This is a genomic window from Limnohabitans sp. (assembly GCF_044361985.1).
In the GTDB taxonomy this organism is placed as follows: Bacteria; Pseudomonadota; Gammaproteobacteria; order Burkholderiales; family Burkholderiaceae_C; genus Limnohabitans_A.
Map to the genome: position 1 here is coordinate 1 of NZ_JBIKHV010000012.1, position 13,196 is coordinate 13,196.

The 13,196-nt window shown below is 58.7% G+C and carries 19 protein-coding genes; all 19 read right to left on the bottom strand.

All coding sequences use genetic code 11. From position 1 onward, the window contains the following. Positions 1–549: twin-arginine translocase subunit TatC (gene tatC, locus ACIQ3A_RS04125; RefSeq protein ID WP_396430492.1), on the bottom strand; the 549-nt coding region annotated here is incomplete at its 3' end. Positions 550–591: 42 nt separating this feature from the next. Then, positions 592–1,059 carry a Sec-independent protein translocase protein TatB gene (gene tatB, locus ACIQ3A_RS04130; RefSeq protein WP_396430493.1) on the bottom strand — a complete coding sequence of 156 codons (468 nt, stop codon included), beginning with the start codon at positions 1,057–1,059 and terminating at the stop codon, positions 592–594. 26 nt (positions 1,060–1,085) lie between these two features. Beyond that, positions 1,086–1,331: a Sec-independent protein translocase subunit TatA gene (gene tatA, locus ACIQ3A_RS04135; RefSeq protein ID WP_396430494.1), complete on the bottom strand. Its 246-nt coding sequence runs from the start codon at positions 1,329–1,331 to the stop codon at positions 1,086–1,088. Between the two features lie 107 nt (positions 1,332–1,438). Next, positions 1,439–1,795: a histidine triad nucleotide-binding protein gene (locus ACIQ3A_RS04140; RefSeq protein WP_396430495.1), complete on the bottom strand. Its 357-nt coding sequence runs from the start codon at positions 1,793–1,795 to the stop codon at positions 1,439–1,441. Positions 1,796–1,825: 30 nt separating this feature from the next. Next, positions 1,826–2,188: a DUF4870 family protein gene (locus ACIQ3A_RS04145; protein ID WP_396430496.1), complete on the bottom strand. Its 363-nt coding sequence runs from the start codon at positions 2,186–2,188 to the stop codon at positions 1,826–1,828. A gap of 3 nt (positions 2,189–2,191) precedes the next feature. Next, entirely contained in the window at positions 2,192–2,584 is a 393-nt protein-coding gene (locus tag ACIQ3A_RS04150) for a phosphoribosyl-ATP diphosphatase (protein ID WP_396430497.1), read from the bottom strand. A gap of 5 nt (positions 2,585–2,589) precedes the next feature. Next, entirely contained in the window at positions 2,590–2,985 is a 396-nt protein-coding gene (gene hisI / locus ACIQ3A_RS04155) for a phosphoribosyl-AMP cyclohydrolase (RefSeq protein WP_396430498.1), read from the bottom strand. Then, positions 2,982–3,782: an imidazole glycerol phosphate synthase subunit HisF gene (hisF, locus tag ACIQ3A_RS04160; RefSeq protein WP_396430499.1), complete on the bottom strand. Its 801-nt coding sequence runs from the start codon at positions 3,780–3,782 to the stop codon at positions 2,982–2,984. Before hisF ends, hisI begins: the two co-directional genes overlap by 4 nt. Before the next feature lie 66 nt (positions 3,783–3,848). Further along, positions 3,849–4,697, bottom strand: coding sequence for a D-hexose-6-phosphate mutarotase (locus tag ACIQ3A_RS04165; protein ID WP_396430500.1), 849 nt, complete (start codon positions 4,695–4,697; stop codon positions 3,849–3,851). 2 nt (positions 4,698–4,699) lie between these two features. Next, entirely contained in the window at positions 4,700–5,440 is a 741-nt protein-coding gene (gene hisA / locus ACIQ3A_RS04170) for a 1-(5-phosphoribosyl)-5-[(5-phosphoribosylamino)methylideneamino]imidazole-4-carboxamide isomerase (RefSeq protein WP_396430501.1), read from the bottom strand. 42 nt (positions 5,441–5,482) lie between these two features. Beyond that, a complete protein-coding gene (gene hisH / locus ACIQ3A_RS04175; RefSeq protein ID WP_396430502.1) occupies positions 5,483–6,151 on the bottom strand; it encodes an imidazole glycerol phosphate synthase subunit HisH in 669 nt (222 codons plus the stop codon). A 49-nt stretch (positions 6,152–6,200) separates the two neighbouring features. After that, the gene (hisB, locus tag ACIQ3A_RS04180; RefSeq protein WP_108407453.1) at positions 6,201–6,803 is read right to left on the bottom strand and encodes an imidazoleglycerol-phosphate dehydratase HisB; all 603 of its coding nucleotides are present in this window, start codon (positions 6,801–6,803) and stop codon (positions 6,201–6,203) included. Then, positions 6,800–7,882, bottom strand: coding sequence for a histidinol-phosphate transaminase (gene hisC, locus ACIQ3A_RS04185; RefSeq protein WP_396430503.1), 1,083 nt, complete (start codon positions 7,880–7,882; stop codon positions 6,800–6,802). Before hisC ends, hisB begins: the two co-directional genes overlap by 4 nt. Continuing rightward, entirely contained in the window at positions 7,879–9,222 is a 1,344-nt protein-coding gene (hisD, locus tag ACIQ3A_RS04190) for a histidinol dehydrogenase (RefSeq protein ID WP_396430504.1), read from the bottom strand. The genes hisC and hisD overlap by 4 nt, the downstream gene beginning before the upstream one ends. Before the next feature lie 5 nt (positions 9,223–9,227). Then, positions 9,228–9,869, bottom strand: a complete 642-nt coding sequence (hisG, locus tag ACIQ3A_RS04195) for an ATP phosphoribosyltransferase (RefSeq protein WP_396430505.1) — start codon at positions 9,867–9,869, stop codon at positions 9,228–9,230. Beyond that, positions 9,866–11,131 (bottom strand): UDP-N-acetylglucosamine 1-carboxyvinyltransferase, encoded by a 1,266-nt coding sequence (gene murA, locus ACIQ3A_RS04200; RefSeq protein ID WP_396430506.1) that lies wholly within the window; start codon positions 11,129–11,131, stop codon positions 9,866–9,868. Before murA ends, hisG begins: the two co-directional genes overlap by 4 nt. Before the next feature lie 18 nt (positions 11,132–11,149). Beyond that, positions 11,150–11,392, bottom strand: a complete 243-nt coding sequence (locus tag ACIQ3A_RS04205) for a BolA family protein (protein WP_396430507.1) — start codon at positions 11,390–11,392, stop codon at positions 11,150–11,152. 6 nt (positions 11,393–11,398) lie between these two features. Beyond that, complete coding sequence (locus ACIQ3A_RS04210) at positions 11,399–12,154, bottom strand: ABC transporter permease (RefSeq protein WP_396430550.1); 756 nt, start codon at positions 12,152–12,154, stop codon at positions 11,399–11,401. Between the two features lie 80 nt (positions 12,155–12,234). After that, positions 12,235–13,158 carry an ABC transporter ATP-binding protein gene (locus ACIQ3A_RS04215; protein ID WP_396430508.1) on the bottom strand — a complete coding sequence of 308 codons (924 nt, stop codon included), beginning with the start codon at positions 13,156–13,158 and terminating at the stop codon, positions 12,235–12,237. Positions 13,159–13,196 lie beyond the last annotated feature (38 nt).

A 13,196-nucleotide genomic window follows, 5' to 3' on the forward strand; every position in this document is an offset into this window, starting at 1 on the left:
CACCTCAAAAGCCAGACCAAAGGCCAGGAACATGGACAACACAAAGCTCAAATACGCCTCGATGTCAGGTGCGGCGGTGATGCTTTTGGGCGCAAAGCTCTGAATGAAGCTGAACACCTGACCGAACACAAAAAAGTAACAGAAAGCCACGCCAATGAAAAACAGCAAAGTGCTGGACACCACCAGAGGCATCACCAGTTTCTTCTCGTGGGCGTAAAGGCCTGGCGCAATGAAGGCCCACACCTGGTAAAGCACCACGGGCAGTGCGATCAGGAATGCGGCCATCAGCAAAATTTTGAGGGGCACCATGAAAGGCGAGATGACCGAGGTGGCGATCAGCGTTGCCCCTTTGGGCAAATGCACCACCAATGGCGCAGCCAAAATGTCGTAGAGATTGCCGGGCCCTGGGTAAATCGCCAAGGCAGCCGCGGCAACAGCTACCGCAGCGACGGCCCACATCAACCTGTCTCGCAACTCGATCAAATGCGCCACAAAAGGTTGCTCTGAACCTTTGAGTTCGTCGTCGGGCTGGGAAGGGGTTTCAGACATTGGATGGGTCAGTCAAACGGGCGCGCAACAATCGCGCCAAAGTCAAAAGGAATTGAGAGGCTTGGGCCGGTAACGGGCAACGCGGGCAGCACCCGACAAGGCTTTGGTGCGAACCCCGGAACGGGCTTTGTACCACTGAGGCATTGCACCGCGCTTCAGACGCCAGTTTTTGGCAGGGCGGACGTAATAAGGTGGCGGTGGCTCAAGGGCAGGCAAATCAGTGCCCAACCCCGCCGTCGTGTCTGCCCAGTCTTTTTCAAAATCAGAGGCCGTGGTTTGAACCGACTGCTCAACATCTCGAGCCGCCGTCTCCATGGTCTCTTTCATTTTTTTGAGTTCTTCCAGGTCCATGGACCGGTTGACCTCGGCTTTGACATCGGCCACATAGCGCTGGGCTTTGCCCAGTAAAGCGCCCAGCGTACGCGCCACTTTGGGCAGCTTTTCGGGACCGATGACAATCAGCGCCACCACCCCGATCAGCGCCATTTTGGAAAAACTTAAATCCAGCACAATGAAGCGTTCAGTCGTTCAAAAGATCAAGACTTCGTCTTGGCTTCGACGTCAATGGTGGTTTTTTCAGCTTGTGAAGGTGTAGAGGCCGTCACCTGACCTGCAACGGGCGCTGCCTCATCGCCTTTAGTGCCGCCCTCTTTCATGCCATCCTTAAAGCCTTTGACGGCTCCACCCAAGTCAGAACCCATATTTTTGAGCTTTTTGGTGCCGAACACCATGATCACAATCAACAGCACGATCAACCAATGCCAGATGGAAAAAGTACCCATGAAAATCTCCTGTTAATGCTCGGATTCTAAGGGGATCGACCCCCCTCTGAGGTTCGGCCCTGATGAATGAAGGATTTGAGGGACAAAGCCCTGATTTCAAGCCCGCATCAGGCCCGCAACCAAGGACGCGGACCCCCCATGACATGCATGTGCAAGTGGTGCACTTCTTGTCCGCCCTCGCTGCCGTTGTTGACCACAATGCGAAAACCGCCTTCCGGGTAAGGGGTGCAACCCTCTTGCAAGGCCAATTTGGGGGCCAAAGTCATCATATGCCCCATCAAGGCCGCATGCTCGGGCGCCAGTTGCGCCATCGAGGGGATGTGCAACTTGGGAATGATCAGAAAATGGACCGGTGCCCAAGGGGCAATGTCATGGAAGGCGAACACATGGTCGTCTTCATGGACTTTGCGCGAAGGGATCTTGCCCGCGATGATTTTGCAAAAAAGGCAGTGGTCGTCGGTCATGGTGAAATCAGGTAAAAAAATCAGCAGGCTTCAGTCCGTCACGGGGCGTTGCCCGTTCAGGCGCACCATGCCCAACACGATGCGGTACAAAAACCAGATGGAGATGGCCACCCAGGCCAGCCATCCAGGAAAAACAAAGAAAAACCACAAGGGCAAAGTCAGCAGATAGAGCAAGCCCGCCCACAGCACGGTACGAATGCGAAAACCAAAATGCGTGGCCTCCCAGCCGCGCGCATCGCCTTTTTTGACCAGATCAATGACCAGCGCGACCACCAACAAAGCCGGGCCCATTTGCGCCCCGGGGACGATGGCGCTGACGGCCACCAGCAGGTGCAGGATGTAGCTTACCCAGCTGATGGTCTGGGTGCTGTCGTCCAGGGGTTGGTCGTTCATGGCTTATTCGCCCAGGCGCTCGCGTTCGGTGGCTTTGCGCAAGGCTTTTTCTTCGAGCCCGCTCAGGCCTTCACGACGGGCCAGTTCATTGACCACGTCAGCGGGTTTGAGGCCATAGTGCGCCAGGGCGATCATGCTGTGGAACCACAGATCGGCCACTTCATAGACCAGCTTGGAGGCATCGCCCCCATGGTCGACATCTTTCGCGGCCATCACGGTTTCGGTCGCTTCTTCGCCGATTTTTTTCAAAAATGCATCAGGGCCTTTGTGCAAAAGGCGCGCCACATAGCTTTTCTCGGGGTCGCCGCCATTCGCCACTTTGCGGGTTTCGATGATGGCCGCAAGCCGTGCCAGCGTGTCGTCGGTGCTCGGGGCCAAGGTGGGATTAGGGCTCATGGCAGTCATTTGTATATGGTTTCGGGGTCCTTCAGGACCGGTTCGATCGCTTGCCAGCCTTCTGGCTGCAGACTCTGAAAAAAGCAACTGTGGCGGCCCGTGTGGCAGGCAATGCCCGGCTCGTGGCCCAATTGCGTCACCTTGAGCAGCACCACATCGTTGTCGCAATCGGTGCGGATGTCGTGCACCGTCTGCACATGGCCCGACTCTTCGCCCTTGAACCAGAGCTTGTTGCGCGATCGACTGAAATACACCGCGCGCTTGAGCTCGGCCGTTTTTTGCAGGGCCTCACGGTTCATCCAGGCGAACATCAACACATCGCCGCTGTCTTTTTCCTGAGCGATGACCGGCACCAGGCCTTGGTCATCCCATTTAATTGTGTCGAGCCAGTTCGTGTTCACAGTCGCACCGGTATGCCACGTTCGCGCATGCGCGCTTTGGCTTGTTGCACAGTGTATTCACCATAATGGAAAATGCTGGCGGCCAGCACGGCGTCGGCCCCACCCAAGCTCACGCCGTCGGCCAAGTGGTCGAGGTTGCCCACGCCACCCGAAGCGATCACGGGCACGCTGACCGCCTCGCTCACGGCGCGGGTCAGCTGCAGGTCAAATCCGCTTTTGGTGCCGTCGCGGTCCATGCTGGTGAGCAGTATTTCACCCGCACCGTACTCGGCCATTTGGGTGGCCCAGGCCACGGCGTCCAGGCCGACGTTCTTGCGGCCGCCGTGGCTGTATACGTCCCAGCCGGGGCCCATGGGCAAACCATGCGCGCCGATGCGCTGTTCGTCCTCTGCGCTGCGGCGTTTGGCGTCGATGGCCACCACGATGCACTGCGCGCCATATTTGGCCGAGGCATCGCGGATCACCTGTGGGTTGCTGATCGCAGCCGAGTTGAAGCTGGTTTTGTCAGCCCCGGCATTGAGCAAGCGGCGCACGTCTTCAACGGTGCGCACACCGCCACCCACGGTGAGCGGAATGAAGACCTGGCTGGCCACGGCTTCGATGATGTGCAAGATCACGTCGCGGCCGTCGCTGGTCGCTGTGATGTCCAGAAAAGTCAATTCGTCGGCGCCCTGCTCGTTGTAGCGGGCAGCGATTTCGACCGGGTCTCCGGCATCGCGCAGTTCGACAAAGTTGACGCCCTTGACCACGCGACCACCGGTCACGTCAAGGCAAGGAATGATGCGTTTGGCAAGCATGGAAAAATCGTTGTGCGTTGAAATTTGGTGAAAGCGTTGTGAAAGCATACGCGACAAGTACGCACCTTACACCACGGACAGGCGCTGTCCGCCCTGCCAAAAATCACCTGCTTGCAACCGAACAGGCTCGAACACCTGCGCGGCTTCGACACACAGCATGTGCTGCCAAGCTTCTGCAGGCATGTCGACAAGCGTTGAACATTTCGCAGCCCCCGGATTCCAGACGACGGTCTGGGCCCAGGCCTGGTCTTGCTGGATGGAAAGCCTGTGCGGGCCGTCGTGCAATACATAGCCCGCATCGGAGGCGGCATAGACACGGTCAAATTCACCCACGAAGCGCAATTCGGGTGCCCCTGAGGCGTGACGGTCTGTCACTGCATCCCATTCGGCGTGACCGCCCAGCCCCAGCAAGCGGGTCTGGGCCAAATCACTGACGGAGAAATAGGTGTGCAGTGCGCCAGTAAAGCAAAGCGGTTTGCTGTCGGTATTACGCACCACCAATTGCACTTGCAAGTCACCCGGTGTCAAGTCAATCAACAAAAGGGCTTCAAAGGCCTGCCCCCACCACTGGCGCGTACTGACGCTGTCACTCAAACGCAGTGCCAGGTGCGCCTGGTCGGCCGCCAGCCGGACAGGCTGGGTTGTCCAGCAAAGATGGCGCGCAAAGCCGTGCTTGGGCAGGTCACCGCGCTGGTTAAATTGGGGAAAGCAAACCGGAATACCGCCCCGGATGGCAGCATGGCCGTCCATCACACTTTGAGGACTCAGGTAAAGGCGCTCACGCCCCCCAGCCAGCCAGGACAACACATGCGCACCGTGGTGGGCCACGACCACACGATCACCACAAGGCAATAGCAATTCGGTGGCGGGCAGTCCTGCAAAGTCAAGCTCACGGCTGGTGGCGCCCGTGCTCATGTTCAGCCGTTAAGCTCATCGGCACGTTGCTGGGCCAGCGCAAAGTCAAGATCGCCCGAATACACGGCACGGCCACAGATCACACCTTCCACACCTTCGTCTTGCACGGCGCACAGTTGCTCGATGTCGGTCATGTTGGACAGGCCGCCCGAAGCGATGACGGGAATGGTGAGGGCTTGCGCCAGCTTGACGGTGGCGTCAATGTTGATACCGCTGAGCATGCCGTCACGACCGATGTCGGTGTAGATGATGGACTCGACGCCCCAGTCCTCGAACTTCTTGGCGAGATCCACCACCTCGTGACCTGTCAGCTTGCTCCAACCATCGGTGGCAACCTTGCCATCCTTGGCGTCCAGCCCGACGATGATGTGACCGCCAAACGCAGTGCAAGCGTCTTTCAAAAAGCCGGGGTTTTTCACGGCCGCCGTGCCAATGATGACGTAGCGCAAGCCGCTGTCAATGTATTTTTCAATCGTATCCAAGTCACGAATGCCGCCACCCAGCTGCACCGGGATGTCGTCGCCCACCGCCTTGAGGATGGATTTGATGGCGCTGAAATTTTGTGGCTTGCCAGCGAATGCACCGTTCAGATCGACCAGGTGCAAGCGTCGGGCGCCTTTTTCGAGCCAGCTGCGGGCCATGGCAGCGGGGTCTTCCCCAAAAGTCGTGGCTTGGTCCATATCGCCTTGCTTGAGGCGAACGCAGTGGCCGTCTTTGAGGTCAATAGCGGGGATCAGAATCATGGCAAATTAACAGCAGGTGAAAGAAACGGCAGTGAAAACCAGTCAAGGCTGCCAGTGGAGGAAATTGCGGAACAAAGCCAAGCCTTGGGACGCACTTTTTTCGGGGTGAAACTGGGTGGCAAAAATATTATCACGTGCAATCGCGCTGGCAAAGCGGCCGCCGTAATCGGTTTCGGCGGCACAGTGCACAGGGTTAGCCACCTGGGCATAAAAGCTGTGCACAAAATAATACCAGCTGCCGTCGTCAATGCCTTGCCACAGGGGGTGCGCAAGCTGCGTATCGGGGGACGTCTGCCAGACCTGGTTCCAGCCCATTTGCGGCACTTTGTAACGGCTGCCATCGGGTTGAATTTGCCCTGCCAGCTCGAACTTGATCACCTTGCCAGGGATCAGAGCCAGGCCAGGGGTGTTGCCCTCGTCGCTGTGCTCCAGCAACATCTGCATGCCCACACACACACCAAACAAGGGCTTGCTGGCGGCGGCTTCGAGTACAGCCCCCATCAAACCCGACTCGCGCAATTCGCGCATGCAGTCGGGCATGGCGCCCTGCCCTGGCAAGACCACACGGTGCGCGTTGCGCACCACCTGCGGGTCCGAGGTAACGGTGACTTCGGCGTGGTCGACGCTGGACGCAGCATGGATCACCGCCTGTGCCACCGATCGCAGGTTGCCCATGCCATAGTCCACCACAGCAACGCGATTGGCGGTCATGTCGGCCCTTCAGCGGGCTCACCCCTGTGAAGTGCTGCGCGTGGGGGCATTACAAACTGCCTTTGGTCGACGGAATGACGCCCACCGAACGCGGGTCGAGTTCGAGTGCAGCGCGCACAGCGCGGGCGAAAGCCTTGAAGATGGTCTCGCACTGGTGGTGTGCATTGACGCCTTTGAGGTTGTCAATGTGCAGCGTGACCAGTGCGTGGTTCACGAAGCCCTGAAAAAACTCGTACACCAATTGGGTGTCAAGAGCGCCCAGAGACCCCGAGGTGAACTTCACATCCATGTGCAAACTGGGGCGGCCCGAAAAGTCCACCACCACGCGGCTCAAGGCCTCATCCAGCGGCACGTAAGCGTGGCCATATCGGCGAATGCCTTTTTTATCACCGATGGCCTGGGCAAAAGCCTGGCCAAGGGTGATGCCGATGTCTTCCACGGTGTGGTGGCCATCAATGTGCAGGTCACCCTGGCAAGAGATGTCCAGATCGATCAGGCCGTGGCGCGCAATCTGGTCCAGCATATGGTCCAGAAAACCAATCCCAGTGGCCAGTTTGGACTGCCCTGAGCCGTCCAGGTTCAGGGCAACACGGATTTGCGTTTCCGCCGTTTGGCGGGAAACATCGGCAGTACGGTCAGCGGGGCGGTTCATAGTGAATCTTTCAAGGCGGCCAGTAACTGGTCGTTTTCTTGCGCCGTACCGACGGTCAGGCGCAGGCAGTTGGACAGCAATGGGTGCATTTTAGAAACGTTCTTGATCAGCACACCGTGTGCCTTCAGACCGTCAAAGCTTTTGGCCGCATCGGGCACGCGCACCAAAATCATGTTGGCTTCGCTGGGAAAGGGTGTCACACCCGGCAAATTTGCCAGCTCTTTTTGCAAGCGCGCACGCTGCTCACGCAGGTCTTTGGCTTGGGCAGCAAAGACCTCGGCATGTTCCAGAGCAAACAAGGCGCATTCGTAATCGAGCACGCTGATGTTGTAGGGCGGACGGACCTTGTCGATCTCGGCCACCAAGGCCTTGGGGCCGATCATGTAACCCAGGCGCACACCAGCCAGGCCGAATTTGCTGAGCGTACGCATCAGCAGCACATGCCCGTGGCCTGTGATTCTGTCGATGTAGCTTTTGCTGGCAAAAGGCTGGTAGGCCTCGTCCATCACCACCAGGCCACCTTGCGCGCCTTGGGCCAGAATGATTTTCTCGATGACCTCGTCGTTCCACAGGTTGCCCGTGGGGTTGTTCGGGTAGGCCAGGTACACGATGGACGGCTTGTGCGCGTCAATGGCGACCAGCATGGCGGCTTCATCGAGCTCAAAGTCGGCTGTGAGCGGTACACCATGAAAGGCCACGCCCTGCAACTGGGCGCTCATCGCGTACATCACGAAGCCCGGCAAGGGCGCCACAATGGCAGCGCCTGGCACATCACAAGCCAACGCCAGCATCGAGATCAATTCGTCCGAGCCATTGCCCAGCATGATGTCAAAGCCTTCGGGCATGGCCGCGTAGCTGGCCAGCGCCTGGCGCAAGTCGTTCACACGGCCATCGGGGTAGCGGTTCAGAGCCAAGGCACCCAGGCGTTTGCCCAAGGCTATTTGCAAGTCGGTCGGCAAGCGGTATGGGTTTTCCATCGCATCGAGCTTGACCATGCCCGCCGAATCCTGGATGGCGTAGGCGTGCATGGACTGCACGTCCTGGCGAATACGTTGCATCAATTTTGGGCTGACGGTCATGGGGCTTCTCTCATTGGCGGCACAGGGTTCAGGCGCAGTTCAGCAGCTCGGGCATGGGCTTGCAAGCCTTCTCCATAGGCCAGTTCGGCAGCAATTCGGCCCAATGACTGGGCGCCCGCCTCACTCACTTCGATCAGGCTGGAACGCTTTTGAAAGTCATAGACACCCAAAGGTGAAGAAAAACGCGCAGTGCCGCTGGTGGGCAGCACATGGTTCGGCCCAGCGCAGTAGTCGCCCAAAGACTCGCTGGTGAATGCCCCCAAAAAGATCGCCCCGGCATGGCGCAAGAGTGGCTCCCACTGGTGCGGGTCGCGGCTAGAGACTTCGAGGTGTTCAGGGGCAATGCGGTTGCTGATGGCGCAAGCCTCTTGCATGCTGCGCGTGTGGATCATGACACCCCGGTCATTGAGCGACTTGGCAATGATGGCAGCGCGCGGCATGGTGGGCAGCAAACGGTCTATCGCAGCTTGCACTTGAGCGATATAGGCCGCATCGGGGCACAACAAAATACTTTGTGCCAACTCGTCGTGCTCGGCCTGGCTGAACAAGTCCATCGCCACCCATTCGGCAGGCGTTGTGCCGTCTGCCAGCACCAAAATTTCACTGGGGCCGGCGATCATGTCAATGCCCACAGTACCAAACACACGTTTTTTGGCACTGGCCACATAAGCGTTGCCGGGGCCAGTGATCTTGTCTACTTTGGGAATGGTGGCTGTGCCGTAGGCCAATGCGCCCACCGCTTGGGCACCGCCCACAGTGAAGGCGCGGCTCACACCCGCCACACAAGCGGCGGCCAGCACCAACGGGTTGCGCAAGCCCTGAGGGGTTGGCACCACCATGATGATCTCTTGCACCCCCGCCACATGGGCAGGGATCGCGTTCATCAGGACCGATGAGGGGTAAGCCGCCTTGCCACCTGGCACGTAGATGCCCACGCGGTCGATTGGCGTGACCTTTTGGCCGAGCAGATTGCCGTCTTCGTCGCGGTACGACCAGCTCTCACCAGACGCTTTTTTTTGCGCTTCGTGGTAGGTGCGGACACGGGCAGCCGCCGCGATCAAAGCATCGCGCTGTGCCGCGGGCAGGCTCTCCAGCGCGGCTTGCAGTTCGGCCTGGGTGATTTCCAAGGCCTTCACGTCGGCAGCTTGCAGGCCGTCAAAACGCTGGGTGTACTCCAGCACCGCCTCGTCTCCGCGCTGCTGCACATCCGCCAGGATGTCGGCCACGCGCCGCTCAATGGCTGCGTCGGTCTCGGCAGACCAATGCAGGCGTGCCGCAAAGGCCTCTTCAAAACCGGCGTCGCCCGTGTTCAGTTGCAATGGTTTGGCTTGCAGACCCATGTTTTTTAATCTTTCTTCACCGCACCAGCAAAGGCGTTAATGATCGCGCGGATGGGTGCCTGCTTGAGTTTGAGCGCAGCCTGGTTGACCACCAAGCGAGAGCTGATGTCCATGATGCGTTCAACCTCAACCAGGTGGTTGGCCTTGAGTGTGCTGCCGGTGGACACCAGGTCCACGATCGCATCGGCGAGCCCCGTCAACGGTGCCAGTTCCATGCTGCCGTAGAGCTTGATCAGGTCCACGTGCACGCCCTTGGTGGCAAAAAAGTCACGGGCAATGGTGGTGTATTTGGTGGCCACTTTGAGGCGCGAGCCGGTGCGCACAGCACGGGCGTAATCGTAGTCGGCCCGCACCGCCACGCTCATGCGGCATTTGGCGATGTTCAGGTCCAGCGGCTGGTACAGGCCCTGACCGCCGTGCTCGATCAGCGTGTCCAGACCGGTCACACCCAGGTCGGCCCCCCCATATTCCACATAGGTGGGGACATCGGTAGCACGCACCAGCACCACACGCACATGGGGCTGGTTGGTGGGCAAGATGAGCTTGCGGGACTTCTCGGGGTCTTCGAGCACCTCGATGCCAGCGGCCTGCAGCAGCGGCAGGGTTTCGTCAAAAATGCGTCCTTTGGACAGGGCGAGGGTGATCATTTCACTCTTTCAATGTCGGCGCCCAGGCCGCGCAGTTTCAACTCCATCCGGTCATAGCCGCGGTCCAGGTGGTAAATCCGCTCGATGGTCGTCTCGCCATCGGCCACCAGGCCCGCAATGACCAGGCTGGCAGAGGCTCGCAAATCGGTGGCCATCACGGTGGCACCCGATAGCTTTTCAACGCCTTCGATCACCGACACCTTGCCGTCGATCTGGATGTGCGCACCCAGGCGCACCAGTTCGTTGACGTGCATGAATCGATTTTCAAAAATGGTTTCAGTCACTTTGCTGGTACCTTGAGAAATGCAGTTGAGCGCCATGAACTGGGCCTGCATGTCGGTCGGAAAGCCAGGATATTCGGTGGTGCGAAAGCTCTGGGCTTTCAGACGGCCAGCAGACCTGACCCGAATAAAACCCTCACCCACCTCGATGGTCACGCCGGCATCGCGCAATTTTTCGATCACGACCTCCAGGTGATCGGCACGACCATGACGCAAGACCACATCACCACCCGTCGCGGCCACAGCGCACAAAAAGGTGCCCGCTTCAATGCGGTCTGCCACCACCTGATGCTCGCAGCCCTGCAAACGATCCACACCCTGGATGCGAATGCGGCGAGTGCCATGGCCTTCGATCTTGGCGCCCATCTTGATCAGCATCTCGGCCAAATCAGGGATTTCAGGTTCCTGTGCCGCATTCTCAAGAATGGTCTCGCCTTCGGCGAGCGCCGCTGCCATCATAAAATTCTCGGTGCCGGTCACGGTGACCATGTCGGTGGTGATGTGCGCACCCTTCAACCGGGTGCGGCCTGCCGCCAGGCTGGCCAGCATGTAGCCATGCTCCACCGCGATCTCGGCACCCATGGCCTGCAGGCCCTTGATGTGCTGGTCTACCGGGCGCGAGCCGATGGCACAGCCACCGGGCAAGGACACTTTGGCTTGGCCAAAACGCGCCAGCAAGGGCCCCAGCGCCAACACCGAGGCCCGCATGGTTTTCACCAGTTCGTAAGGCGCTTCAGGCTTATTCAAACCGCCCGCATCAAGGATGACGCGGCCGTCTTCATGGTGCTCAGCACTCACGCCCATGTTGCGGATCAGCTTGAGTATGGTCGACACATCCTGCAGGCGGGGCACATTGGCCAGCGTGACAGGCTCGGCGCTGAGCAAGGCCGCGCACAACTCCGGCAAGGCGGCATTTTTGGCGCCGGCCACTTCCAGCGTGCCTTGCAGGCGCTTGCCGCCACGAATGATCAGTTTGTCCATGGGTACGTTCTTGTGCGTTCAGTGCGCTTGGGCTGCCCACTCGGCAGGCGTGTAGGTTTTCATCGACAAGGCGTGCACTTCGTCGGTGTGCATTTTTTGGCCCAAGGTGGCATAGACACGTTGGTGGCGTGCGATGGGGCGCATGCCGGCAAAGGCTTCGGACACGACCACAGCACTCCAGTGACGGCCATCACCGTCCACTTCGAGGTGGGTGCAATCGAGACCTGCGGCAATGATGGCTTGAAGTTGCTCTGCATTCATGGGGTTTCAGCTCCGGATTTTGTAGCCGGTGCGCAAAAGGTAAAGGGTGAGGCTGCTGACCAAGACCAATGCCGTGGCGACCACGGCCAGACTGATCCAGGGAGAAACATCGCTTTGGCCAAAAAAGCCATACCGAAAACCGTCGATCATGTAGAAAAACGGGTTCAGATGGCTGAGCTTTTGCCAAAAAGGCGGCAGCGAATGGATGGAGTAAAACACCCCTGACAAAAACGTCATGGGCATGATGATGAAGTTCTGAAACGCGGCCATCTGGTCGAATTTTTCAGCCCACAATCCGGCGATGACCCCCAGTGCCCCCATCATCGCGGCACCCATGAAGGCAAAGGCCAGAATCCAGAGCGGGTAAACAAAACTGATGTTCACCATCCAGCCGGTGATGACGAAGACGCCCAAGCCCACCGCCAGGCCACGCACCACCGAAGAGCCCACGTAGGCGACAAACCAGCTGCGATGCGACAGCGGCGTCAGCAACAAAAAGACCAGGCTGCCCATGATCTTGCTTTGCACCAAGCTCGATGAGCTGTTGGCAAAAGAGTTTTGCAACACCCCCATCATGATCAGACCGGGAAGCAGGAAAGAGGTGTAGGGCACCTGGTCGTAGACCTTGACATGGTCTGCCAGCACATGGCCGAAGATGAGCATGTACAGCACCGAGGTGAGCACAGGGGCAGCGACTGTCTGGAACGCCACTTTCCAAAACCGCAGCACTTCCTTGTAAAGCAGTGTTTGCCAACCCAACATGAACCCGCTGCGCGCCATCACGGCCAGTGGCTCACGGTCCAAGGTGGCGGGCTTGGTGACAGGAGAAGACTCTGTGTTGCTCATGCGGCAAGCCCTTTTCGGTTCATGACTTCAAGGAACACGTCTTCCAGATCGGCTTGGCGAATTTCAACATCTTCGACCACCAGGCCCGCTGAGCGAAGGGTGGCCAAGTGGTTTTCAATTTCCAGGGCGTTGTGCACCGGCAATTGGACAATTCGGCCCGTGACGCGGGCAATGGCCGCCACATCGGGTGGCAACTCGCCATCCAGCTTGAATCGCAAGACCTGGCTGGTGGCTGCACGCAACAAATCCGAAGTGCGCTCCAAAGCCACCACCTGACCGCGTTTGAGCATGGCGATGCGTCCGCAAAGAGCTTCGGCTTCTTCGAGGTAATGGGTGGTCAGCAAAACCGTGTGGCCTTGCTTGTTGAGTTTGGCGATGAACTGCCACAGCGTCTGGCGCAATTCGACGTCGACACCGGCCGTAGGCTCGTCCAGCACAATCACCCGCGGCTTGTGCACCAGGGCTTGCGCTACCAGCACCCTTCGCTTCATGCCGCCAGACAACTGGCGCATGTTGGAGCCCGCCTTGTCGGCCAAGCCCAGACTGTCTAGCAACTCATCAATCCAGGCATCGTTTTTCTTGACACCAAAATAGCCAGACTGGATACGCAAGGATTCGCGCACAGTAAAAAACGGGTCAAAAACAAGCTCTTGAGGCACCACACCCAGCAAGCGGCGGGTGGTGGCGTATTCGGTCTGAACATCGCAGCCATGCACCAGTACGCGCCCCTCTGTGGGTCGGGTCAAGCCAGCCAGGGTGCTGATCAAGGTGGTCTTGCCAGCGCCATTTGGACCCAGCAGGCCAAAGAATTCACCTTCTTCCACATCAAAACTGACTTGGTCGAGTGCTTTGAACGCGGTTGCACCGGCCTGTTTGGCCAGGTAAGTTTTGGAAACGGATTGGAATGAAAGCGCGGGCATGGAAGAGAAGTATTTTAAGTGCTGGCCCGCTGACCCCG

What these genes read in the sequence shown, in the direction of transcription:
- tatA (WP_396430494.1), bottom strand. Translation starts at nt 1,331, where the DNA reads ATGGGTACTTTTTCCATCTGGCATTGGTTGATCGTGCTGTTGATTGTG.
- ACIQ3A_RS04140 (WP_396430495.1), bottom strand. Translation starts at nt 1,795, where the DNA reads ATGACCGACGACCACTGCCTTTTTTGCAAAATCATCGCGGGCAAGATC.
- ACIQ3A_RS04145 (WP_396430496.1), bottom strand. Translation starts at nt 2,188, where the DNA reads ATGAACGACCAACCCCTGGACGACAGCACCCAGACCATCAGCTGGGTA.
- ACIQ3A_RS04150 (WP_396430497.1), bottom strand. Translation starts at nt 2,584, where the DNA reads ATGAGCCCTAATCCCACCTTGGCCCCGAGCACCGACGACACGCTGGCA.
- hisF (WP_396430499.1), bottom strand. Translation starts at nt 3,782, where the DNA reads ATGCTTGCCAAACGCATCATTCCTTGCCTTGACGTGACCGGTGGTCGC.
- ACIQ3A_RS04165 (WP_396430500.1), bottom strand. Translation starts at nt 4,697, where the DNA reads ATGAGCACGGGCGCCACCAGCCGTGAGCTTGACTTTGCAGGACTGCCC.
- hisA (WP_396430501.1), bottom strand. Translation starts at nt 5,440, where the DNA reads ATGATTCTGATCCCCGCTATTGACCTCAAAGACGGCCACTGCGTTCGC.
- hisH (WP_396430502.1), bottom strand. Translation starts at nt 6,151, where the DNA reads ATGACCGCCAATCGCGTTGCTGTGGTGGACTATGGCATGGGCAACCTG.
- hisB (WP_108407453.1), bottom strand. Translation starts at nt 6,803, where the DNA reads ATGAACCGCCCCGCTGACCGTACTGCCGATGTTTCCCGCCAAACGGCG.
- hisC (WP_396430503.1), bottom strand. Translation starts at nt 7,882, where the DNA reads ATGACCGTCAGCCCAAAATTGATGCAACGTATTCGCCAGGACGTGCAG.
- hisD (WP_396430504.1), bottom strand. Translation starts at nt 9,222, where the DNA reads ATGGGTCTGCAAGCCAAACCATTGCAACTGAACACGGGCGACGCCGGT.
- hisG (WP_396430505.1), bottom strand. Translation starts at nt 9,869, where the DNA reads ATGATCACCCTCGCCCTGTCCAAAGGACGCATTTTTGACGAAACCCTG.
- murA (WP_396430506.1), bottom strand. Translation starts at nt 11,131, where the DNA reads ATGGACAAACTGATCATTCGTGGCGGCAAGCGCCTGCAAGGCACGCTG.
- ACIQ3A_RS04205 (WP_396430507.1), bottom strand. Translation starts at nt 11,392, where the DNA reads ATGAATGCAGAGCAACTTCAAGCCATCATTGCCGCAGGTCTCGATTGC.
- ACIQ3A_RS04210 (WP_396430550.1), bottom strand. Translation starts at nt 12,154, where the DNA reads ATGTTGGGTTGGCAAACACTGCTTTACAAGGAAGTGCTGCGGTTTTGG.
- ACIQ3A_RS04215 (WP_396430508.1), bottom strand. Translation starts at nt 13,158, where the DNA reads ATGCCCGCGCTTTCATTCCAATCCGTTTCCAAAACTTACCTGGCCAAA.